Source organism: Nitratireductor sp. WH36-1, assembly GCF_058725515.1.
Map to the genome: position 1 here is coordinate 1,580,751 of NZ_CM178970.1, position 22,450 is coordinate 1,603,200.

A 22,450-nucleotide genomic window follows, 5' to 3' on the forward strand; every position below is an offset into this window, starting at 1 on the left:
GTTTCGCCCGCTTTCGCCTCGTTTTCTCATCCTCAGACCGCGCGTGGCCTGTCGTAAGGGCACCACCAGTAAGCCCTGTGAATGCAGTTTCCCTGTCCATCGCCGAAGGCGTGATAGGTGCGCTTGAAGCGCTTTTCGTCAATGCCGAAAAGGGCCGCCACGTCTGCGATCTGGAAATCGTTGAGGCCGGCTTTCGCCAGATCGCCAAAGTAGATTTTCGAGACGAAGCCGTTCTCGTCGAAGTCCAGGCAATGCCTGAAAAACGAGATTTCCTCATTGCTCAGGATCGAAAGGTGCGATGTGTCGAGCTTCTGGTCGTCCCCGCAGAACTCGTCGAAATCTTCAAGTGACCTGATCATGACTTTCCTCCACAGCGTAATTGCAGCGAGAATTGCCGGATCAGGCTACTTTAATTCCGATTGATCTGTCACTCGAAATAAAACGCAGATCCTTGGAAGTTTAGCCGTCAAGATAAGCGTAGGCGCCGGTTGCCGTGAAGGCGAGGCGTGCGTCGCCTTCAGCGCGCATCTCCACCCGCACATAGGCCATGCGCCGTCCATTCGACAGCACCTCGACGCGGATCGCCACGGGGCCGGGTTTCAGCGGGCGAATGAAATGCGTCGTCATGTCCACCGTCGTGCAGGTGCGGAAGCGGCCATTGGCGGCGGAAAGCGCTGCCACCGCACATGTGTCGGCCGCAGAAGCCGTTGCCTGCCCGCAGATCACGCCGCCCGCATGCGCAAGGTCCCGGTTTTCCGGCAGGCGGAATTCCACGCCCGTTTCGTCCGCTGCGAGCGCCTCGATCTCAAGCGCTGCAATCCACGGTGCGAAAACCGTTGCAAGCGTGTCGCGCGCGGCCGTCAGCGCGTTCTTTTCGATCGCCGTTTCGCTCATCATTTCTCCCGTCGCCAAAAAGCGTTACAAAATATTGCAAGTTTCAAGCTTTTTTGTTACACGTTTTCTGTGAGGGCATGTTCCCCCGCCCTGAGCCGCCGCAAGCATGGAGGACAAGCGATGTATAGCCAAGGGCTTATCGGCGCTAAGACCGATACGAACGAAGACGAGGCTTTCCTCGCCGCGTTTCAGGCGCGCATCGACGCCGAAGAGAAAATCGAGCCCAACGACCCGATGCCGGAGGGCTACCGCAAGACGCTCGTCCGCCAGATCGGCCAGCACGCGCATTCCGAGATTGTCGGCATGCTGCCGGAGGGCAACTGGATCACGCGCGCCCCGTCGCTGCGCCGCAAGGCGGCCCTGCTCGCCAAGGTGCAGGATGAGGGCGGCCACGGGCTTTATCTCTATTCCGCCGCCGAGACGCTGGGCGTTTCGCGGGAGGAGATGACCGAGGAGCTTCTGTCCGGCAAGGCAAAGTATTCCTCCATCTTCAACTACCCGACGCAGACCTGGGCCGACATCGGCGCGATTGGCTGGCTTGTGGATGGCGCGGCCATCATGAACCAGATCCCGCTCTGCCGCTGTTCCTACGGCCCCTATGCGCGCGCCATGATCCGCGTGTGCAAGGAAGAAAGCTTTCACCAGCGTCAGGGCTACGAGATCATGATGACGCTGGCGCGCGGCACGCCCGAGCAGAAGGAAATGGCGCAGGATGCGCTGAACCGCTGGTGGTGGCCCTCGCTCATGATGTTCGGTCCGCATGATGGCGACAGCCAGCACAGTGACCAGTCCATGAAGTGGAAGATCAAGCGCTTCACCAATGACGAGCTCAGGCAGAAATTCGTCGATGCAACGGTGCCGCAGGGCGAGTTCATCGGCCTGACCTTCCCCGATCCGGACCTGAAATGGAACGAGGAGAAGGGCGGCTACGATTTCGGCGCCATCGACTGGGATGAGTTCTGGCGCGTGGTGAAGGGGCATGGCCCCATGAACCGCGACCGCATCGCCGCCCGTCAGAAGGCCTGGGACGATGGCGCATGGGTGCGCGAGGCGGCCCTTGCGCATGCGGAAAAACGAAATGCCCGCCGCGAAGCGGCGAAAATGGCGGCAGAGTGAGCGGAGAGACGCTATGAGCAAGAACCAGATCCCCCTTTGGGAAGTCTTCATCCGCCCGCGCAACGGGCTGGCCCACAAGCATTGCGGCTCGGTGCACGCCGCCGATGAGGTGATGGCGCTTCAGGCTGCGCGCGATGTCTACACGCGCCGCGGCGAGGGCACCTCCATCTGGGTCGTTCCGTCGTCTGCGATCACCGCGTCGGACCCGGAAAACAAGGACGAGAACTTCGAGCCGGCAATGTCGAAGGTCTACCGTCACCCGACCTTTTACGAAATTCCGGAAGAAGTGGGGCATATGTGATGGCCGCCGCTTCTTCCACCGCTCCTTCCATCTCCGGCGAAACGCTGACGGCCTTCCTGCTGCGGCTTGCCGACGATCATCTGGTTCTCGGCCACCGGCTTTCGGAGTGGTGCGGCCACGCGCCCATGCTGGAAGAAGATCTCGCCATGCCCAACATGGCGCTAGATCTCATCGGCCAGGCGCGCGCGCTCTACCAGTATGCCGGCGAGGTCGAGGGCAAGGGCCGCGACGAGGACCAGATCGCCTATGTGCGCCGCGAGCGTGAATATGTGAACTGCCTGATGGCCGAGCGCCAGAATGGCGATTTCGCACACACCATGCTGCGCCAGTTCTATTTCGCAGCCTTCATGCAGCCGCTCTGGCAGGCCATGATGACGTCGACCGACGAGCGTCTGGCCGGCATCGCCGCCAAGGCCGAGAAGGAAGTCGCCTATCACATCCGCCATGCCGGCGAATGGGTGGTGCGCCTTGGCGATGGCACCGAGGAAAGCACCCGCCGCATGAAGGCGGCGGTCGAGGCGCTCGCGCCCTATGTGGACGAGCTGTTCGAGAGCGACGACGTCACCCGCACCGTGGCCGGGGCCGGCATCGCGCCCGACCCGTCCACCCTGCGGCCTGCCTTCGACGCCATTGTTGGCCCGGTCTTTGCTGAGGCTGGCCTTGAATGGGTGGAAACGCCCTATGGCCAGACCGGCGGCCGTCAGGGTCGCCATGGCGAGGCGCTGGGCTTTCTGCTCGCGGAGCTGCAATACATGCAGCGCACCTATCCGGGGATGACCTGGTGATGGGCGACACGGTGGTGAATGCCTCTTTTCCTCAGTCTGCGGGGCAGAGCGCCCGGCAGGCCGGTGAGGGGCAGAGCCACCTTTCTCAGGCCGAGCGCGCCTATCGCGCCGCCGCTTCCGTGGTCGATCCGGAAATCCCCGCCGTCACCATTGCCGATCTCGGCATCCTGCGCGGTGTCGAGATGGAGGGTGACGTCGCCGTTGCCCGCGTCACGCCCACCTATACGGGCTGCCCGGCGGTGCTTGCCATCGAGCTCGCGGTGGAGACGGCGCTGCGCGAGGCTGGCTTCGAACCGCGCATCGAGCGGGTCATTTCGCCCGCATGGACGACGGACTGGATCACGGCGGAGGGGCGTGAAAAGCTGCGCGCCTATGGTATTGCGCCACCGGCGAATGCGTCCAATTCCATCCGCTCCCTTTTCGGCGAGACGGAGGTGGCGTGCCCGCGCTGCGGCTCGCTCGAGACCGCGCGCATTTCCGAGTTCGGTTCCACGGCCTGCAAGGCGCTTTACCGCTGCCAGACCTGCCACGAGCCTTTCGACTATTTCAAATGTATCTGACTGAACCCAGACCGAGGTGACCATGGCCCCGCGTTTTCACGATCTGAAAGTGGCCTCCATCGAGCGCCAGACCCCCGAAGCCGTGGCGATCGCCTTTGAGATCCCGGCCGATCAGGCCGAGGCCTTTGCCTTCACGCCCGGCCAGTATCTGACGCTCGCCACCGATATTGACGGCACGGAGGCGCGCCGGTCCTACTCCATCTGCTCCGCGCCCGGCGATCCGTATCTCCGCGTCGGCGTGAAGAAGGTGGCCGATGGCCGCTTCTCCACCTTCGTCAACGATGTCCTGTCGGTTGGCGACACGATCCGGGTTATGCCGCCGCAGGGCCGCTTCACCGCGCTGAAGGGTGAACGCCACGATTACCTGTTGTTCGCCGCCGGCTCCGGCATCACGCCAATGCTCTCCATCGCCCGCACGGTTCTCTCCCACGAGCCCGAGAGCACCATCACGCTGGTCTATGGCAACCGCTCCACCGAGACGATCATGTTCCTTGAGGAGCTGAACGATCTCAAGGACCGCCATATGGGCCGCTTCACGCTGATCCATCTCCTGTCGCGCGAAACGCAGGATGTGGAGCTCCTGAATGGCCGCATTGATGCCGGGCGCGTTGGCGAGCTCGCCTCCGGCGGTCTCATCGAGCCCGCCGCCATGGATGGCGTGTTCCTGTGCGGCCCCGGCGAGATGATCGACGCGGTTTCCGGCGCACTTGAGACCATGGGCGTCGAGCGTGACCGCATCCGCTTCGAGCGCTTCACGCCCTCCGGCGAAGCGCCCGCGCCCCGCAAGGCATCGAAGGCCGCACGCGAAGCGGTTCAGGATGGTGTTGCCATTGAGGTCGTTGTCGATGGCGTGCGCCGCAGCTTCTCCATGCAGGATGCCGATGGCACCGTGCTCGACGCCGCCCACAAGGCCGGCATCGAGCTGCCTTACTCCTGCGCCGGTGGCATGTGCTGCACCTGCCGCTGCCGCGTTGTGGAGGGACAATCGGAGATGGCCGTGAACTTCTCGCTCGAACCCTGGGAAGTGGAAGCCGGCTTCACACTCGCCTGCCAGACCCGCCCCACGGCGAAGAAGCTGGTCCTCGATTTCGACGCCGCCTGATCAGCGCGCTTCATTTCTGACAACCGTCAATGACGCGTTCCTTCTCCCCGCAAGCGGGGAGAAGGTCCCGGCAGGGGGATGAGGGGCAAGCGCCTGCTCTTCTCGTTTGCCGTCGTGCTCTCCATGTCGCCCCCGCCCTTCGACAAGCTCAGGATGAGGGCTGGGTTGGGGAGGACTTGGCAAGTCGGAGCCCACCCTATCAGTGGGCTTTCAAACGTAATCTCGCCTGATCAAAGATAGCACGGTCAATCTGCCTTCTCCCTCATCCTGAGCTTGTCGAAGGGCGGGGGAGAAGGCACGCGCTGACAGTGCTGCAGGCTCACGCCCGCAGCACAAATGATCCTCAACGCTTCTCGCGGATATCCGTCAGCGTTTTGGCGGGCGTGATGGCTTCCGGGTCGAGCCGGATTTCAATCAGCGCCGGTTTGCCGCTGGCCTGTGCGCGCTCGAATGCTTCGGCAAACGCTTCCGTTTTCTCCACCGTTTCGCCATGTCCGCCATAGGCGCGGGCAAGCGCTGCGAAATCGGGGTTGTTGATCGAGGTGCCGGAAACGCGGCCGGGATATTCGCGCTCCTGATGCATGCGGATCGTGCCGAAAATGCCGTTGTTCACCACCACCACGATGATCGGCAGGTTCTCCTGCACGGCAGTGGCGAATTCCTGACCGTTCATCATGAAGCAGCCATCGCCGGCAAATGCCAGCACGGGGCGCTCGGGGAAAAGCGCCTTGGCGGCCACGGCTGCCGGTGTGCCATAGCCCATCGAGCCGGAGGTCGGCGCGCCCTGCGTGGCGAAACGGCGGAAACGGTGGAAACGATGCACCCAGGTGGCGTAATTGCCTGCGCCATTGGTGAAGATCGCATCGTCCGGCAGAACGCTTTCCAGATACTCCATGATCGGACCCATCTGCACCGCGCCGGGGCCGGTCTTTGGCGGGGTCGACCAGTCGAGATAGGCCTGATGCAGGCGTTCGGTCTCTTCTGCCCATGGCATGTCACGGGGCGCGTCACCCGGTGCGAGCCCGGCAAACGCCTCGGCAAAGGCTGCCGATGATGCGTTGATGGCAAGCGTAGGGCGATAGACGCGGCCAAGCTCATTGGCGTCGGCGTGCACATGCACCAGCTTCTGGTCGGGATAGGGGCTCTTCATGAGCGTGTAGTCTGAGGACGGCATCTCGCTGAACCGGCCGCCGACGAGCAGCACCAGATCGGCATCCTTGACGGCGGCTGCGAGCTTCGGATTGGGACCGATGCCCACATCGCCGGCATAGGAGGGGTGCAGGTGATCGAACAGCATCTGCCGGCGGAACGAGCAGCCAACGGGCAGGGACCACGCTTCCGCCGCCTTCTGGAAATCGGCCACGGCCTTCTCGTTCCAGCGCGAGCCGCCAAGAATGACGAAGGGCCGTTTGGCGTCCTTCAGGAGAGCGGCAAGCTCTTCCATCTCGGCTGCGCCCGGGCGCGTTTCGACCGGCGTGGCGGCCCGTGCTGCGGGCGCATCCACCAGGCTGGTCAGCATGTCCTCGGGAAGCGAAATCACCACCGGGCCGGGGCGGCCGGAGGTCGCGACCGAAAAGGCGCGCGTCAGGATTTCGGGAATCCGCGCCGCATCGTCAATCTCGGTTGCCCATTTGGCGATGGGGCCGAAGAAGGCGCGGTAATCCACTTCCTGAAACGCCTCGCGTTCGCGGGCATGGCTCGCCACCTGTCCGATGAACAGGATCATCGGCGTGGAATCCTGCATGGCGATGTGGACGCCGGGCGATGCGTTGGTCGCGCCGGGGCCGCGTGTCACGAAACAGATGCCGGGCTGGCCGGTCAGCCGTCCGTGGCAGTCCGCCATCATCGCCGCGCCGCCTTCCTGACGGCAGACAATGTTGCGGATCTTTGAATCGTGAAGCGCGTCGAGCACCGCCAGGTAGCTTTCGCCCGGCACGCTGAAAATGCGGTCGACGCCATTGGCTTCAAGGCTGTCGACGATAAGCTGGCCACCGGTCTTCATTCGCTGTCGTCTCCGATTTCGCGCAGGATCTCTGCCGTGTGTTCGCCAAGCCGGGGGCTTGGCCGTTCATAGGAAAGCGGGGTTTGTGAAAGGGCGATGGGCGCACGCACCGAAGGCAGCGCCGTCCCGTGTCCGTCATCGAGCGAAAGCTGCATGCCGCGCGCCTTCACCTGCGGATCATCGAACATTTCCTCAATCGTGTTGATCGGGCTCGCCGGCACCGCATTGGCGTCGAACTTGCCCAGGAGTTCCGCCTTTTCCCAGCCCGCCAGCGTGGCGACGATGCGTTCGCGCAGCGCCGTGCGGTTGGCCACGCGCGCCGGGTTGGTTGCAAAGCGTTCGTCTGCCGGCAGATCGTCAAGGCCGACGATCTTGCAGAAGCGCTGGAACTGGCCGTCATTGCCCACGGCGAGGATGATGTGCCCGTCCTTCACCGGCAGCACCTCATAGGGCGCGATGTTCATGTGGGCGTTGCCCATCTGCACCGGGCTGTTGCCGGAGATCAGATAATTCATGTTCTGATTGGCAAGCACGGCCACCTGGCTGTCGAGCAGCGCCATGTCGATGTGCTGGCCCTGGCCGGTCGCCTCCGCGTGGCGAAGTGCGGCCTGAATGGCGATCACCGAGTAGAGCCCGGTGAAGATGTCGCTCACCGCCACGCCCACCTTCTGCGGCTCGCCGCCCGGTGCGCCGGTGATGGACATCAGCCCCGACATGCCCTGAATGATGAAGTCGTAGCCCGCGCGCGGCGCATAGGGGCCGGTCTGGCCAAAGCCGGTGATGGAACAATAGACGAGGCGCGGGTTGATGGCCTTCAGGCTCTCATAATCGAGCCCGTATTTTTTGAGCCCGCCCAGCTTGAAATTCTCGATCAGAACGTCAGCGGTGGCGATCAGCTTTTTCAGCTTCTCCGCCTCTTCCGGCTTCGAGAAGTCGAGCGCGATGGAGCGCTTGCCCCGGTTGCACGAATGGTAATAGGCGGCCGAAAGGTTCTCGCCGTCCGCACCTTCCACGAAGGGCGGTCCCCATTTGCGGGTGTCGTCGCCGCCATTGGGGTTTTCGACCTTGATGACATCGGCGCCCAGATCGGCCAGAACCTGGCCCGCCCAGGGACCGGCCAGAATGCGCGCCAATTCGATGACGCGAACGCCCTTCAGGGGTGGGTTGTTCATGATCGCCCGCAGCCCTCCAAAACTGATATGCTTTTGAGGTAGCAAACGGCCCGGTCGCCTTCTAGATGCGCTCACCGCATTATTTTGGCATTAATTGATGATTTTTTCGGCCCAGGCCGCAAAGTCCTCCATGGCCTGCTCGCGCCCGATCTCCCTGAGGGATTCGTGCCGGAAACCCTCGTAAATCCTTGTTTCGAGATTCGAAAAGCCGTTTTTGCGCAGATGCGTTTCAAGCTTCCGTGTGATCTTGCCGCCGCGTGTCGAAGGATCTTCCGAACCGCCGACCAGTTGATAGGGCAGGGTCTTGCGCGCTGCCGCAAGCGTCGCCGGGTCGGCGGGGCCCCGACCCAGTTCGAACAGCACCGTCCAGATGCCGACCGACGGATCCCAGCCGGACAGCGGATCGGCGATATAGGCGTCGACCTCGGCAGCGTCCCGCGACAGCCAGTCGGACCCGGTGCGCCGCTCCGGGAAGGCGCTCGCCCAGAGCGCAAAGGTAAATTTAGGCAGAAGCCATGAAGGCACATCCGATCCGAGGCGGAAGCGCTCCCACGCCAGAACGGACCGGCCGGCAAACGCTTCCAGCGCGGTGGTCAGTGGTGCGTTCCACACCGCAGCACCCGCCAGCCGGTCGCCATGGCGAAGCGCGAAATTGAGGGCGATCATGCCGCCCATCGAATGCCCGAAGATGACCACCGGCAGACCGGGATGTTCCCCGGCGATATGATCATGCACCGCGTTGACGTCCGTGAGCAGCGTGTCCATCCCGGCGCCTGGTCCGAAATGGCCAAGCGGGGCGCCCGGCGCTTTTGTTTCGCCATGGCCGCGATGGTCGTGCGCATAGACATGAAAGCCTCGCTGCGACAGGAAATCGGCGAAGGCCGCATAGCGCGCGGCATGTTCCGCAACGCCGTGGTTTATCTGCACGGCAGCGCGCGCCTCGCCGCTCGCCGAGCGTTTGAACAGATGCAGATCAGCACCGGTCGGCGTTGCAAGCCGTGTTTCGATATCGAAGCCCATCTTCCCTCCGTGCTGCGGATTGCCCCGCCGCTTCGTTTGGCCTACATACGCTGCTCAACAGGTTCCCCCCAATTCGAGTGAGACGGAGCGCGACGAGCCACATGGCACGCCAATTCATCTACCACATGTCCGGCCTCAACAAGGCCTACGGCTCCAAGAAGGTTCTTGAGAACGTTCATCTGTCCTTTTACCCGGACGCCAAGATCGGCATTCTCGGCCCCAACGGCGCGGGTAAGTCGACCGTGCTCAGGATCATGGCCGGTCTCGACAAGGAGTTCACCGGCGAAGCATGGCTCGCCGAAGGCGCGACCTGCGGATATCTGCCGCAGGAGCCGCAGCTTGATCCGGCCCTCGACGTGATGGGCAATGTGATGGAGGGCGTCGCCGCCAAGAAGGCGATCCTCGACCGCTACAACGAGCTGATGATGGACTACTCCGACGAGACGGCGGAGGAGGCTTCCCAGCTTCAGGATCAGATCGACAGCCAGAACCTCTGGGATCTGGAAAGCCAGGTCGAAATGGCCATGGAAGCGCTGCGCTGCCCGCCGGCCGATGCATCCATCGACCATCTGTCGGGTGGTGAAAAGCGCCGCGTGGCGCTGTGCCAGCTTCTCCTGCGCCAGCCCGATCTGCTGCTGCTCGACGAACCGACCAACCATCTGGACGCAGAAACCACGGCGTGGCTTGAAAAGCACCTGCGCGAATATCCCGGCGCCGTGATGATCATCACCCACGATCGCTACTTCCTCGACAATGTCACCGGCTGGATTCTCGAGCTCGACCGTGGTCGTGGCATTCCCTATGAAGGCAATTACACCGCCTATCTGGAAGCCAAGGCCAAGCGCATGGCGCAGGAAGGCCGCGAAGAGGCCGCCCGCGAGAAGGCGCTGTCGCGCGAGCGCGAGTGGATGGCGGCCAGCCCCAAGGCCCGTCAGGCCAAGTCGAAGGCCCGTATCCGCGCCTATGACGAGCTGGTGCAGTCGGCCGCCGACCGGCGTCCCGGCGATGCGCAGATCATCATTCCGGCCGGCGAACGTCTCGGCAATGTGGTCATCGAGGCCGAAGGCCTCTCCAAGGGCTATGGCGACCGCCTCCTGATCGACGGTCTCGACTTCAAGCTGCCGCCCGGCGGCATTGTCGGCGTGATCGGCGCCAACGGCGCGGGTAAGACCACGCTGTTCCGCATGATCACCGGCCAGGAAAAGCCCGATGGTGGCGAGATCCGTGTCGGCGAGACCGTCAAGCTCGGCTATGTCGACCAGAGCCGCGACTCGCTCGACCCCGACAAGACGGTCTGGGAAGAGATTTCCGGCGGCAACGACATCATCAAGCTTGGCGCTCACGAAGTGAACAGCCGCGCCTATTGCTCGTCCTTCAACTTCAAGGGCGGCGACCAGCAGCAGAAGGTCGGCTCGCTGTCCGGCGGTCAGCGCAACCGCGTTCACATGGCCAAGCTGCTCAAGGAAGGCGGCAACGTCCTGCTGCTCGACGAACCGACCAACGACCTCGACACCGAGACGCTGGCCGCACTCGAAGACGCGCTGGAAAACTTCGCCGGCTGCGCCGTTATCATCTCGCATGACCGCATGTTCCTCGACCGTCTGGCCACGCACATCCTCGCCTTTGAAGGCGATAGCCATGTGGAGTGGTTCGAGGGCAACTTCGAGGATTACGAGCAGGACAAGATCCGCCGTCTCGGCCCCGACAGCGTCAACCCCAGGCGGGTGACCTACAAGCGCCTGACGCGGTAGACAGACCGAAACGTGTCTGTAGAATGAGCATTCGGGAAGGGGCTTCGGCCCCTTCTCTTTTTGCGTTCACACTCTGTTTGAGTGTTTCGTTCATTATTGCATCGTGAACGCCCGGGGCAGTGTTTCCTTGACACCGTGGCGTCACGTCGTAAATCGGCCATAGATCGCCATGTATCCATTCGGACGCAAAAGGGACGATCGAAACTATTTGTGGGGCGTCGGATCAACCGAAACCGGTTTCCGGTCCGAACCTCCAGAAGGCAAACACAGGCACGGATCATGCTGCGCACCAGCGAGCAAGAGGCTTCAGACTTCGCACCGCACCATTCCAACGCCATGACGCGCGTCTGCGTCGGCGGAATTGGCGTCGAAATCCCTGAAGCGTCCATCTCCAATGAAGAATTGGTCGAGAGCTTCAACGCCTGGGTCGACACGGAAAACCCGAAGCGCGAGGCCGCGGGCCTGCCGCCGCTGGCGAAATCCGATGCCGGCTTCATCGAGCATGCGTCCGGCATCCAGCGCCGCCATGTCTACGAGCGTGACGGCATTCTCGATCCAGCCCGCATGGCGCCCAACATTCCCGCCCGCGCCGATGACGAACTTTCCGTCATGGCCGAGTTCGGTGTGGCCGCAGCCCGAAAGGCGCTTGCCCATGCCGGCGTCGAGGCGCGCGATGTCGATCTTGTCATCTGTGCGTCTGCCCATCATCAGCGGCCCTATCCGGCCATCGCCATCGAGATCCAGAAGGCGCTCGGCACCAGCGGCGCTGGCTTCGACATGGGGCTTGGCTGCTCCTCGGCGCTCGCCGGCCTGCATGTGGCGACCAATCTCGTGCGCTCCGGCGCGCACCGCCGTGTGCTCGTCGTCACGCCGGAGCTCATCACCGCGCATCTGAATTTTCGCGACCGGCAGACCCACTTCATCTTCGGCGACGCCTCCGTGGCCGTCCTCATCGAGGCGCTGGGCGCGAGCGAGGAGCGTCCCGGCCGTTTCGAAATCGTCGACACGCGCAGCTGGACCCAGTTCTCAAACAACATCCGCACCAATTTCGGCTTCATGAGCCGCCTGGCGCAGGACGATCCGTCCTATCTCGCCATGGAAGGCAATCTCATCAAGCAGAACGGAAACAAGGTCTTCAAGGATGTGACCATTGCCGGTCACAAGTTCATTGTCGACTTTCTGGCGGAGCACGGTCACACACCGGAGACGATGCGTCGCTTCTGGCTGCATCAGGCCAATGCGCGCATGAACGCCATGATCCTCAAGCTCGCCTTTGGCGGCGAGGTGGGGCAGGACCGTGCGCCCACCGTGCTCGACCGTCTGGGCAACACGGCAGCCGCCGGCGCAATCATCGCGCTTGAAGAAAAGCACCGGGACATGAAACCCGGTGAGCACGGGCTGCTCTGCGCCTTCGGCGCCGGCTACTCCATTGGCGGCGCGCTCCTGCGCATGATGTGATGCAGGGCATGGCTGCCCGCCGGCAGGTTCAGTCCTGCCGGGCTTCCATGCCGTCTTCTTCCGCCGGATCGAGCAGGCGCGTGGCGCGCCAGCGCGTCAGAACGGTGTTGATGTCGTCCACCACGAAGTGCCGCGCCGCATCCCGGTCATAACCGTCTTCCAGCATCGCGTCGTAATCCGTGTGCTCATGGCGCACATGCGTCACCGTTGCCAGCCAAACGGCGATGGCCGGAGGCAGCGTGCGCAGCTTGCGGTCGTCTGCCTTGTCGCGGATCGCCTCGGCATCCGCCATCGGCGCCCAGGGAATCAGCAGCGTCAGCGCCTTGTCGACCGCTTTGCGCCGCCCGGTTGATGCCCGCTTCATGTCCCTGAAAACTCTCTTCTTCCTGTGCGCGGCCCGCATTGCTGCGCGCTGTGCCCCGCTTTGCCGCACGCTTTGCCGCACGCTTTGCCCCACGCTTTGCCCCACGCTTTGCAGTGTGAACTGCGCCGCCTTGCCAAGCAAGCCGAAACGATATAAACATATCTTTATATGTATCAGGAGAAGCGCATGCTGATGCGTCCGGCAATTCATCTCGACCAGATGGTCGATACGTTGAAGGCGGCGGCTGAAACCAGTCGCCTGCGTATCCTTGCGCTTCTGTCGCAGGGCGATCTGACCGTGACCGATCTGACCGAGATTCTCGGCCAGTCGCAGCCGCGCGTTTCCCGTCATCTCAAGCTCCTGCTCGAAGCCCATCTCATCGTCCGTTACCAGGAAGGTTCCTGGGCCTATTTCCGCCTGTCGGATGCCGACGCCGCGCGTGAATTCGTCGATGGCGTCGTGGTGCGGCTCGATCAGGCCGACCCGGTCATTGAGCGTGATCTGGAGCGGCTTGGTGCAATCAAGCGCCGGCGCGAGGAGAGGGCGGCGGAGTATTTTTCGCAGAACGCGGCAAGCTGGGATGAGATCCGCTCGCTTCACGTGCCCGACAAGGCCGTGGAAGAAGAGCTCCGAAAGCTCATCGGCGACCGGCCGTTCCAGTCCATGGTGGATCTTGGCACGGGCACCGGCCGCATGCTGGAGCTGTTCGCGCCGCTCTACCAGCGCGGGGTCGGCATTGATCTGTCGCGCGAGATGCTTGCGGTGGCCCGCGCCAATCTCGACCGGGCCGGCATCGCCAATGCGCAGGTGCGCCTTGGCGATATCTCCGCCCCGCAGCTTGAGCGTGACGCGCATGATCTGGTGACCATTCATCAGGTGCTGCACTATATCGACAGGCCAGGAAACGCCATTCGCGAGGCCGCCCGGCTTTTGAGGCCCGGCGGGCGGCTGGTGATCGTCGATTTCGCGCCGCATGAGCACGAGTTCCTGCGCGAGGAACATGCCCATATGCGGCTCGGACTGGCCGACAGCCAGATTGCAGAATGGCTTGAAGAGGCCGAACTCGATCTGGCCGAAACACTGGAATTTGCGCCGCGTGGCGAGGCCGGAAAGGGCCTAACGGTCAAGCTTTGGCTGGCCCGCGACCGGCGCATGCAGATTGCGGACGGCATGGCGCCGTCGATTGCTCAGAAGGAGACGGCTTGATGCCGCAACAGCGTTTTTCCCGTCAGCCGGACACGGCTGGCAAGCTCCGTGTGTCGTTCGAGTTCTTCCCCCCGAAGACGGATGCGATGGAGGACCGCCTGTGGGAAACGGTGAAGCGGCTTGAGCCTCTGGCGCCGTCCTTCGTCTCCGTCACCTATGGCGCGGGCGGCTCCACGCGCGAGCGCACGGCCCGCACGGTCCGCCGCATCCTTGAAGAGACGACGCTGACGCCGGCCGCTCACATGACCTGTGTTGACGCTTCACGCGAGGAAGTCGATCAGGTGGTGGCCGAGTTCGTCGAAATGGGCGTAAAGCGCTTCGTGGCGCTGCGCGGCGATCCGAGTGCGGGTGTCGGCGCTGCCTATCGCCCCCATCCCAATGGCTACGCCAATGGCGCAGAGCTCACGGGCGCGATGAAGCTGCAGGGCGATCTCGATATCTCGGTGTCCGCCTATCCGGAAAAGCATCCCGAAAGCCCGGATTTCGCAACCGACATCGACATGCTCAAGCGCAAGGTCGACAATGGGGCGACACGCGCCATCACCCAGTTCTTCTTCGACAACGATCTCTATGAGCGTTACGTCGAGCGCGCGCGCCGCGCCGGCATCTACATCCCCATCGTTCCGGGCATTCTGCCGGTGCACAATTTCACGCAGGTGGCCAACTTTGCGGGCCGCTGCGGCGCAAGTGTTCCCGGCTGGCTGGCCGAGCGTTTCGCGGGGCTGGAAAACGAGCCTCAGATCCACGCTCTCGTGGCTTCGGCGGTGGCCGCCGAGCAGGTTTTGGACCTTATCGAGCGCGGCATTGACGATTTCCATTTCTACACGATGAACCGTGCGGATCTCGTCTACGCCGTCAGCCACATGATCGGCATCCGCCCGAAGGCTGACCTTGGCGCCGAGCAGCCGGCGGCAGCATAAACCGCTTGTGAGAAAGGGCCGGCGAACCGGCCCTTTTTTATGTCTATCAACAAAATCCGGATGGCTGCCTTCCAGAGCATCGAAACCCTGGATCAACCCTTTTGCATCCGCATGGATGCGGGGAGGGGCTGGGTGGCTGTTCCGGTTATGGCTTTACGGCAACACGCCCATCACGAGAGCGCCGATAAAGACGAATGCCGCACAAATCATCAGTGCATTAACAGGCCGTGTCAGTCCCATGGCAAAGCCTCCTCTGCTTATGCTTCCCGGATTCTAGGGATGGGCGGGTCTGCGGCAAGCGGATTTTATGCTGCGCTGCGGTAGGAATCTGGAAAATCCGACCACTGTCGCACGCGCCCTTTTGAAATCATTGGGCAATCGGTTTGATTCACTTTGTGTTAACGGATGCGCGCGATCAGCCGCCCGTCGATCACGATGAGGCCCGCCGCGATCAGCGCCATTCCGGCCATCTCGAAACGCGCCAGCCTTTCCCCCAGAAACACGGTTCCAAGCAGGATCGCGCTCACCGGATTGAGGAAGGTGACAAGCGAAGCGTTGGTCGCGCCCGCGCTTGCCAGGACACGGAAATAGATCAGATAGGCGAAGGCCGTCGAAAGGGCGGCCAGCCCGATCACGGCGGCCCAGACATTGCCCGAGAACGCAAACAGGTTGCCCGTGCCGTAAAGCGCCAGAACCAGCGGGATCATGATCACGCTCGAAGCGCTTAGCTGCCCGGCGGCGACGATGGGCGAAGGCACGTTGCGGAAGCGGCGCGCATAGATGAAGGCGAAGCCGTAGGAGACCGCACCGCCGATCATCGCGAACTTGGCCCAGATCGGCCCGCCCAGCCCGGCAAAAAGGCCGGGGCCGATCATCACCGCCGTGCCGGCGATGCCGAGTGCTATGCCCGTGATCTTCGTGACCGACAGTTTTTCATCCGCTGTCAGCATGTTTGCGAGGATGGCCGTCCAGAAGGGCGTCGTTGCATTGAGCACCGAGGCAAGCCCCGCGCCAACCTCCGTCTGGCCCATGAAGATCAGCGAAAACGGGATCACATTGTTCAGGAGCGCCATCACGCAGAAACTGCCCGCAAGCGGTAGCGCCGTGCGGAAAGAAGGGCCGCGCAGGGCGAGATAGGCCTGCAGGATCAGGGCTGCGATCGACACGCGAAACATGACCAGCATGAGCGGCGGCGTCTCGCCGACCGCGATCCGCGCGAAGAAATAGGAGCCGCCCCAAACCGCGCCGAGAACGATGAGAAGCGCCCAGTCTTCAAGCGACATATGCGGCGTGGTGGTTCCGGCTGGCGATTGTGCGGTCATCGCATTGTCTTTCGTCTTGGAAACATTCGGGATCGAATGCCTGTCTGGTGCATTAAATCGGAGAGGCGCGCGCCGCCCACCCGAAACATGCCTTCCCGTTTCCAGTGCCGGAAAAACCCTTTGGAGGAGCGTTTACTTGAACGGCAAATCCTCTACCCTTCCGGTCCGCCCTAAGCGTTCAACCGAACCCGGAGCCGCCAATGCAGTTTTTTGAGACCGCCCGAGACGCCGCCATGAAGCTTCGTCCGGATGAGCCGATCTACTGTTTCCGGCCCGATGTTCTGAAAGCCGATGCACGTGATTTCATGGGGCAGTTCCCCGGCAAGACGGCCTATGCGGTCAAGACGAATGGCGAGAAACTGGTTTTGAAGACGCTGGCGGAAGCCGGCGTCGATGCGTTCGATGTGGCCTCACCCGCCGAGTTTGCCGCCGTCCGTTCCGTCGCGCCGCGGGCCGAGATGCTCTACATGCACCCGGTCAAGGCGCAGTCCGATATTCGCCTTGCGCTGGAGGAATACGGCATTCGCGTCATCGCGGTCGATCACGAGGATGAGGTCTCCAAGCTGATCCGCGTGGTCCGCGCCCTCGATATCGATCCGGGCACGCTCACCGTCTTCGTGCGCATCCAGACCAAGGGCCACGCGGCCTACGAACTGTCGAAGAAATTCGGGGCCGGTCCTGCTCAGGCGGTTGAGCTTCTGCGGCGTCTGCATCGCCATGGCTACAGGCTTGGCCTGTGCTTCCATGTCGGTTCACAGATCCAGGACCCGGATACCTATGAGCGCGCGCTTGCCTCGGCAGACTGGGTGCGGGGCAGGGCGGGCGTGCCACTCGCCGCGCTCGATGTGGGCGGTGGTTTCCCGGCGGAATATGGCCACGACCCAAACCGCAAGAAGCCCGAAATGCCGAGCCTTGATGAAATCATGGCGCGGTTGCGGGCCGATATTGTGGAGTGGGGCTTTGATGAAATGCCGCTCGTTGCGGAGCCCGGTCGCGTCATCGTTGCGCGCGCCTTTTCGCTCATCGTGCGCGTTCTCCTGCGCAAGGGCCGCCGGCTTTACATCAATGACGGCATCTGGGCCTCGCTCTCCGATTCCTGGACCGGAAAAATCACCCTGCCGGCCCGCTTCATTCCCGACCCCGCGATCCGCAACCGCAATGGCGATCCTGAAAAGGTGGTGCCGTTCAAGGTCTGCGGGGCGACCTGTGATTCCGTCGACATCCTGTCCCGTCCGTTCTGGCTGCCGGAAACGGTGGATACCGGCGACTGGATCGAGATCGGCCATATTGGCGCCTATTCCATGTCGCTAAGAACCCGGTTCAACGGGTTTTATCCCGACACGTTCGTCGAGGTGAAAACGCCTTTCGATGCGGGTTCCGCACCGGAAGGTTTCGCCAGCCTCGAAACCATGGCGGACTGATCGGGCGCACACGGAAAAGGGAACCGGAACTTGGAAGCGGAAGCACACGCCTTTCCACTGACGGAGATCGCCTTCGTCCTTCTGGTGGCCATTGCGCTCGGGCTTGGCCTGATGCGCCTGAAACAGCCTCCGCTTGTCGGTTTCATTCTGGCCGGTGTCGTCATGGGGCCGACCGGTTTCGGCCTCATCGGCAATTCCGACAGCGTGACCGCGCTTGCCGAGATGGGCGTGCTCATGCTGCTCTTCTTCATCGGCATGGAGCTTTCGCTGAGAGCCTTCATCATGAGCCTCAAGCCCGCCGTACTCGTTGCGGTCGGGCAATTGGCCGTGGCGCTGGCCATCGGTCTGTCCATCGCATGGATGGGCGGAACGGGGCTTTCCGAGGGCATCATCTTCGGCTTCATCATCGGCCTGTCGAGCACGGTCGTCGCCATGAAGATGCTCAGCGACATGGACGAGCTGCGCCGCGACGCGGGCCGCATCGCCATCGCCGTGCTGATCGCGCAGGACATTGCCGTGGTGCCGATGCTCATCATCGTCTCGGCGCTTGGCGGTGCCGACACGAGCCTTCTCGCCATCGCCGCCAAGGTGGCGCTGGCGGTCGGGTTTCTCGGCTGGCTGCTGTGGTGGCTCGGGCGACGCGGCAAGCTGCGCGTGCCCTTCGCTGCCGCCATTGCCGACAATGTCGAGATCCTGGCGCTTGGCGCGCTGGGCGTCTGTTTCGGCGCGGCCGCTCTCTCGGGCTTTCTCGGTCTTTCGCCCGCCTATGGCGCGTTCGTGGCCGGCATTCTGGTGGGCAACTCAAATCTGCGCGCCCGCATCATCCCGGTCATCGAGCCGATCCAGAGCATCCTCGTGGTGATCTTCTTCCTGTCCATCGGCCTTCTGTTCGACCTGACCTATATCTGGAACAATCTCTGGATGGTGCTGGGGGCCGCCCTTCTGGTCATCGCCGCCAAGACGCTGCTCAACGTCTTCCTGCTGCGCGCCACCGGTCACGACCGCAACACGGCGCTGATCGGCGGCCTCTCCATGGCGCAGATAGGCGAGTTCTCCTTCGTGCTGGCGGCTGCCGGCCTGTCGGCGGGCGCGCTGGGGCAGGACAGCTATCGCCTTGCCATCGCCGTCACGGCCATCTCGCTTCTCTTCTCGCCGGCGTGGATGTCGGTCATGCGCCGCATCGACTATGTGGCGGCCAAGGGCTTTTCTTCCTATCGCGAAGCGCTGTCGGAAGCCTATGCCGATGAGATCGGGAATGTGGGTGAGGGGCTCTGGTGGGTGCGCGCCCGCTATCGCGCCGGCCGTCTGACCCTGCGCAAATGGCGCGCCCGCCGCGCGCTTGAAAAAGCCGCGAAAGCCGCCCGGAAGAAAGAAGAGAAGGCGGAAAAGGAAGCCGCCGAGGCGACGGTCGCATCTGAGGCGGCGGAAGAAAAACCCCGGCAACCCGATGAAGAACCGGCTGCCGGGGCGTCTAAAGAAAACGCCTAGAGGTTGGAGAACAGCGTCGGCGTCGGCCAGCCATCGGCGGGCAGGCCAAGGCGCAGCTGTTCCTGACGCACCGCTTCGCGGGTTCCGGCGCCCAGAATGCCGTCGATCTTGCCCACGTCATGGCCGCGCGCGGCAAGCTTGGTCTGCAACTGCTTCATCGTCTCGGGCGCAAGGCCCTGCTCGGGCGAGCGCACGTCAAAGCGCGGTGCGCCGGCAAGGCGCGCCGCCAGATGCGCCGCCGTCAGCGTGTAGATGAGAGACTGGTTCCATTCCAGATAGATGTCGTAATTGTCGTAGACGAGGAAGGCCGGTCCCTTGTGGCCCATCGGCAGAACCACAGCTGTCGCCATGCCATCGGCCGGCAGCGGGCTGCCATCGCGATAGGTCACGCCCATCGCCGCCCATTCCGAGCGCGGCAGCTTGGTCACGCGGCCGGTCTTCTCCCAGGCCATCTGATCGGGCACGCGCACTTCTTCCATCCAGGGCTGGCCTGGCTTCCAGCCAAGCGACTGGAGGTTCTTCGCCGCCGTCAGAATGGCGTCGGGCGAACTGCCTTTCAAATCCACCTTGCCGTCGCCGTCGCCATCGACACCCTTGGTATAATAGTCGGACGGCAGCATCTGCATCTGGCCGATCTCGCCGGCCCACGCGCCGGTCACATTGGCCGGCACCCAGCCCTGATCGATCAGGTGCAGAAGCGCGATCAGCTGCGGGCGGAAGATCTCCGGCCGGCGGCAGTCATGCGCCAGCGTGGCGAGCGCGTTGAGCGTCGAGAAGTCGCCCTGCACCGCGCCGAAATCCGTCTCCAGCGCCCAGAAGGAGGCGATCACCGGGCCGGGGACGCCAAACTCGTTCTGGGCGCGCGCGAAGGTGTTGGCGTATTTCTTCAGATTGGCCGCGCCGTTCTTCAGCCGGTAATCATTGATCATGCGGCCGGCGAATTCGGCAAAGGTCTGGTTGAACACGCCCTGCGCGCGGTCGCGTTGCAGAACCTTCTGCTCGATGCCGGCGCCGTTCAGCGCCGAAAGGCCGCGCTCGCCGATGCCGTCGGCTGCAGCCTCCTGCCGCACGCCTTCCCGCCAGGCGTTGAAATCGCCGCCACATTGCTGCGCCACGGCGCTGCCGGCAAAGCCAAAGGCGAACAGCGCCCCAAGCGCGATGGATTTTCTGCGCATATGAACTCTCCTTGATAACACGGGCTGAAGGCGTCTGGCGCGATCAGCTGGCATTGGCCCGGAGCCAGTTCTTCCAGGCTCTGGAATTGCCGTTGAACACGTTGATATCGGCCTTCCCCTCAATGCCCGGGATCACGCCGGTGCCCGTATATTGCCAGAAGACCCAAGGATGATCGGAATATTTGTCATCCGGATGACCGGCCACCGAGCGTAACCAGAAGGGATAGCCCTTGAAGCTGCTCAGATCATTGTCATCGAAGAAGTCGATCGAGGTATAGATGATCGGCCGCTTGCCATAATGGCGTTCCACCGCGTTCAGGAAGATGCGCATCTCCGAACGCACCTTCTCCGCCGGCGGGCGGATGGTGCAGGTGGGAGAGAAGGGCGTCCACTCCATGTCCAGAACGGGCGGCAGGGCCGAAGCGTCGCGCGGCACATTGCGGATGAACCACCGCGCCTGCTCGATGGCCGGGCGGCAATGGTAGTAGAAATGGTAGGCCCCGCGCGGAACGCCGGCCGCCTTTGCCGCGCGCCAGTTGCGCGCAAAATAATCGTCGACAATGTCGCCACCCTCCGTCGCCTTGATGAAGGCAAAGGAAATGTCGTTGCGGGCAACCTTCTTCCAGTCGATGTCGGCCTGATATTTGGCGACATCCGTTCCGTGCACCGCATAGTGCCAGGGTGCGCCACCCTCCCATTCATGCGGGTCGGTGTCGGCGAAGCGCAGGCCGCCGCTGCTGCGCATTGTCGAGGGTTGCGCCTTGGGCGCAACATCGGAAAAATCATAGTCGACGGTCGAGCAGCCGACGAGCAAAGCGGATAGACTGGCGATCATCAATCGACGCATGATGAGCGGGGCTCCTCAGGGTGCGAATCAGCAAATAGGGGCGTCGCCGACAGAAATAGGCGAAGTTGCCGGCCCCGTCACCACAGGATGAAAGGGCTGGCCGCAAGGGAAGACGGAGAAGACGACGGAATGCGAACTGCTCTCAGGCTCTTCAAATGGCTCCTCGGTCTCCTTGCCGTTGCAATCGCTGGTGCCGCTCTCTGGCTTTACGTCTCGCCGCCCGCGCTCATTCGTGTCGGCTCTAATTACGCCGCCAAGATTATCTGCTCCAATGTGTTCATAGCCGGGCGCGACCCGCAGACCGTGCTCGAGCGCGACGTTCAGGCCCCGGGCCATCCGCTTTTGAAGCTCATGAGCGTGCGGGTCGAGCCGTCCGACGCCACGGTTCACACCGGCCTCTTCGGGGTCTTTGGCGACGGGCTTGCCGTCTATCGTGGTGCGACCGGCTGCGCCGCCGTGCCCGATGGCGATGTGAAGGCGGCGCTGGGCGCCCGTTTCGACAGGCCGGAGCCTGTGTCTCGGGGAACGGATCTGTGGCCGGATGGCCCGCGCATCGACGTTAAGGGGCATGAACTGGTGGCCGAACTCCTCGATGATCCGGCGCTCACCGGCCCCGGCATGCGCGCCGTGGTCGTCGTGCAGGATGGCCGCATCATCGGCGAGCGTTTTGGCGAGGATGTCGCCCATTACACGCAGCCCCTGATCGGCTGGTCCATGACCAAGACCGTCACCGCCGCGCTCATCGGCACCCGCGTCAAGGCTGGCCGCCTGTCCGTCGAGGACAGCAATCTGTTCCCCGAATGGGCGGGTGACGAACGATCGAAGATCACCGTTGCCGATCTTCTCGCCATGGAGAGCGGTCTCTACTTCAACGAGGATTACGGCGATGTGAGCGATGTCACGCGCATGCTCTATCTCGCCTCCGACATGCCGGCCTTCGCGGCCGACCAGAAGCTTGAAGGTCCCGTCGGCGGGGTCTTCAACTATTCGAGCGGCACGAGCGTTCTCCTGTCGCGTGTCTGGCAGGACACGTTCAATGCGCCACAGGATGCGCTGGCGTGGCCCTATGAGGCCCTGTTCGGTCCGCTGGGCATGGACAGCGCCGTCTTCGAGACGGACCCGCGCGGCACCTATGCCGGTTCTTCCAACCTCTATGCGTCAGCACGCGACTGGGCGAAGTTCGGCCAGCTTCTCCTGCAGGATGGCGTGTGGAAGGGCGAACGCATTCTGCCGGAAGGCTGGGTGCGGTGGATGCGCACCCCCACGGAAGCTTCGGGCGGCGAATATGGCCGGCAGACCTGGCTGCACGGTCCCCGCGCCAACACGCCGCGTGGCGTGCCGGAAGACGAGGGGTTCAACCTGCCGCCCGACGCTTTCTGGATGCTCGGCCATGATGGCCAGACCATCACGGTCATTCCCTCGCTGCGCATGGTGGTGGTGCGCATGGGCCTCACGCCCTCACGCCTCGGCTACAAGCCGCAGGCGCTGATCGAGGCTCTGGCGAAGATCCCGGGGGAGATGGAGTAGGGTGGAGTGGTGCGTGGTT

At 63.2% G+C, this 22,450-nt stretch carries 21 protein-coding genes; 12 read left to right on the forward strand and 9 right to left on the reverse strand.

Annotated features, from left to right (window positions below; genetic code table 11):
* Window positions 1-32: 32 nt before the first annotated feature.
* Both AC4PTT_RS07555 and AC4PTT_RS07560 read right to left on the reverse strand, forming a co-directional pair.
* Complete coding sequence (locus tag AC4PTT_RS07555; protein ID WP_113155680.1) at window positions 33-359, reverse strand: hypothetical protein; 327 nt, start codon at window positions 357-359, stop codon at window positions 33-35.
* A 100-nt stretch (window positions 360-459) separates the two neighbouring features.
* A complete protein-coding gene (locus AC4PTT_RS07560) occupies window positions 460-894 on the reverse strand; it encodes a PaaI family thioesterase (RefSeq protein ID WP_492162425.1) in 435 nt (144 codons plus the stop codon).
* Window positions 895-1,014: 120 nt separating this feature from the next.
* Here AC4PTT_RS07560 and paaA point away from each other — a divergent pair, with 120 nt between their 5' ends.
* Genes paaA through paaE form a run of 5 tightly spaced genes read left to right on the forward strand, consistent with a single transcriptional unit; the run spans window position 1,015 to window position 4,758 of the window.
* On the forward strand, window positions 1,015-2,010 hold the full coding sequence (paaA, locus tag AC4PTT_RS07565; protein WP_113155679.1) for a 1,2-phenylacetyl-CoA epoxidase subunit PaaA: 996 nt from the start codon (window positions 1,015-1,017) through the stop codon (window positions 2,008-2,010).
* 13 nt (window positions 2,011-2,023) lie between these two features.
* Window positions 2,024-2,311, forward strand: a complete 288-nt coding sequence (gene paaB, locus AC4PTT_RS07570; RefSeq protein WP_065814923.1) for a 1,2-phenylacetyl-CoA epoxidase subunit PaaB — start codon at window positions 2,024-2,026, stop codon at window positions 2,309-2,311.
* Entirely contained in the window at window positions 2,311-3,096 is a 786-nt protein-coding gene (gene paaC / locus AC4PTT_RS07575; RefSeq protein WP_492162426.1) for a 1,2-phenylacetyl-CoA epoxidase subunit PaaC, read from the forward strand. Before paaB ends, paaC begins: the two co-directional genes overlap by 1 nt.
* On the forward strand, window positions 3,093-3,656 hold the full coding sequence (paaD, locus tag AC4PTT_RS07580) for a 1,2-phenylacetyl-CoA epoxidase subunit PaaD (protein WP_492162427.1): 564 nt from the start codon (window positions 3,093-3,095) through the stop codon (window positions 3,654-3,656). The genes paaC and paaD overlap by 4 nt, the downstream gene beginning before the upstream one ends.
* A gap of 22 nt (window positions 3,657-3,678) precedes the next feature.
* Window positions 3,679-4,758, forward strand: coding sequence for a 1,2-phenylacetyl-CoA epoxidase subunit PaaE (gene paaE / locus AC4PTT_RS07585; protein WP_206994161.1), 1,080 nt, complete (start codon window positions 3,679-3,681; stop codon window positions 4,756-4,758).
* A 343-nt stretch (window positions 4,759-5,101) separates the two neighbouring features.
* Here paaE and AC4PTT_RS07590 read toward each other — a convergent pair whose 3' ends face one another.
* The 3 genes from AC4PTT_RS07590 to AC4PTT_RS07600 form a co-directional block, all read right to left on the reverse strand.
* A complete protein-coding gene (locus AC4PTT_RS07590; protein WP_206543913.1) occupies window positions 5,102-6,760 on the reverse strand; it encodes a thiamine pyrophosphate-binding protein in 1,659 nt (552 codons plus the stop codon).
* A complete protein-coding gene (locus AC4PTT_RS07595; protein WP_297563912.1) occupies window positions 6,757-7,932 on the reverse strand; it encodes a CaiB/BaiF CoA transferase family protein in 1,176 nt (391 codons plus the stop codon). The genes AC4PTT_RS07590 and AC4PTT_RS07595 overlap by 4 nt, the downstream gene beginning before the upstream one ends.
* 90 nt (window positions 7,933-8,022) lie before the next feature.
* Window positions 8,023-8,952 carry an alpha/beta fold hydrolase gene (locus tag AC4PTT_RS07600; protein WP_492162428.1) on the reverse strand — a complete coding sequence of 310 codons (930 nt, stop codon included), beginning with the start codon at window positions 8,950-8,952 and terminating at the stop codon, window positions 8,023-8,025.
* Window positions 8,953-9,053: 101 nt separating this feature from the next.
* Between AC4PTT_RS07600 and ettA the strand changes: the two genes are divergently transcribed.
* Complete coding sequence (ettA, locus tag AC4PTT_RS07605; RefSeq protein WP_206543910.1) at window positions 9,054-10,703, forward strand: energy-dependent translational throttle protein EttA; 1,650 nt, start codon at window positions 9,054-9,056, stop codon at window positions 10,701-10,703.
* A 336-nt stretch (window positions 10,704-11,039) separates the two neighbouring features.
* On the forward strand, window positions 11,040-12,161 hold the full coding sequence (locus AC4PTT_RS07610) for a beta-ketoacyl-ACP synthase III (protein ID WP_113156369.1): 1,122 nt from the start codon (window positions 11,040-11,042) through the stop codon (window positions 12,159-12,161).
* Between the two features lie 28 nt (window positions 12,162-12,189).
* Here the strand turns inward: AC4PTT_RS07610 and AC4PTT_RS07615 are convergent, their stop codons facing one another.
* Window positions 12,190-12,525 (reverse strand): DUF2293 domain-containing protein, encoded by a 336-nt coding sequence (locus tag AC4PTT_RS07615; protein ID WP_113155671.1) that lies wholly within the window; start codon window positions 12,523-12,525, stop codon window positions 12,190-12,192.
* Window positions 12,526-12,711: 186 nt separating this feature from the next.
* Between AC4PTT_RS07615 and AC4PTT_RS07620 the strand changes: the two genes are divergently transcribed.
* On the forward strand, window positions 12,712-13,731 hold the full coding sequence (locus tag AC4PTT_RS07620) for an ArsR/SmtB family transcription factor (RefSeq protein ID WP_113156368.1): 1,020 nt from the start codon (window positions 12,712-12,714) through the stop codon (window positions 13,729-13,731).
* Entirely contained in the window at window positions 13,731-14,651 is a 921-nt protein-coding gene (gene metF, locus AC4PTT_RS07625; protein WP_206543909.1) for a methylenetetrahydrofolate reductase [NAD(P)H], read from the forward strand. Before AC4PTT_RS07620 ends, metF begins: the two co-directional genes overlap by 1 nt.
* A gap of 398 nt (window positions 14,652-15,049) precedes the next feature.
* Here metF and AC4PTT_RS07630 read toward each other — a convergent pair whose 3' ends face one another.
* Window positions 15,050-15,973 carry a DMT family transporter gene (locus AC4PTT_RS07630; RefSeq protein WP_492162429.1) on the reverse strand — a complete coding sequence of 308 codons (924 nt, stop codon included), beginning with the start codon at window positions 15,971-15,973 and terminating at the stop codon, window positions 15,050-15,052.
* Between the two features lie 200 nt (window positions 15,974-16,173).
* Between AC4PTT_RS07630 and AC4PTT_RS07635 the strand changes: the two genes are divergently transcribed.
* Together AC4PTT_RS07635 and AC4PTT_RS07640 are read left to right on the forward strand one after the other, a co-directional pair.
* Window positions 16,174-17,394, forward strand: coding sequence for an alanine racemase (locus AC4PTT_RS07635; protein WP_113155668.1), 1,221 nt, complete (start codon window positions 16,174-16,176; stop codon window positions 17,392-17,394).
* A 30-nt stretch (window positions 17,395-17,424) separates the two neighbouring features.
* A complete protein-coding gene (locus AC4PTT_RS07640) occupies window positions 17,425-18,882 on the forward strand; it encodes a cation:proton antiporter (protein ID WP_492162430.1) in 1,458 nt (485 codons plus the stop codon).
* On the opposite strand, the gene AC4PTT_RS07645 is transcribed toward AC4PTT_RS07640, so the two are convergent.
* Window positions 18,879-20,057, reverse strand: coding sequence for a lytic murein transglycosylase (locus AC4PTT_RS07645; protein WP_113155666.1), 1,179 nt, complete (start codon window positions 20,055-20,057; stop codon window positions 18,879-18,881). The genes AC4PTT_RS07640 and AC4PTT_RS07645 overlap by 4 nt on opposite strands.
* 43 nt (window positions 20,058-20,100) lie before the next feature.
* The gene (locus tag AC4PTT_RS07650) at window positions 20,101-20,904 is read right to left on the reverse strand and encodes a glycoside hydrolase family 25 protein (protein ID WP_025029643.1); all 804 of its coding nucleotides are present in this window, start codon (window positions 20,902-20,904) and stop codon (window positions 20,101-20,103) included.
* Window positions 20,905-21,033: 129 nt separating this feature from the next.
* On the opposite strand from AC4PTT_RS07650, the gene AC4PTT_RS07655 reads away from it, so the two are divergent.
* The gene (locus tag AC4PTT_RS07655; RefSeq protein ID WP_206543905.1) at window positions 21,034-22,431 is read left to right on the forward strand and encodes a serine hydrolase domain-containing protein; all 1,398 of its coding nucleotides are present in this window, start codon (window positions 21,034-21,036) and stop codon (window positions 22,429-22,431) included.
* Window positions 22,432-22,450 lie beyond the last annotated feature (19 nt).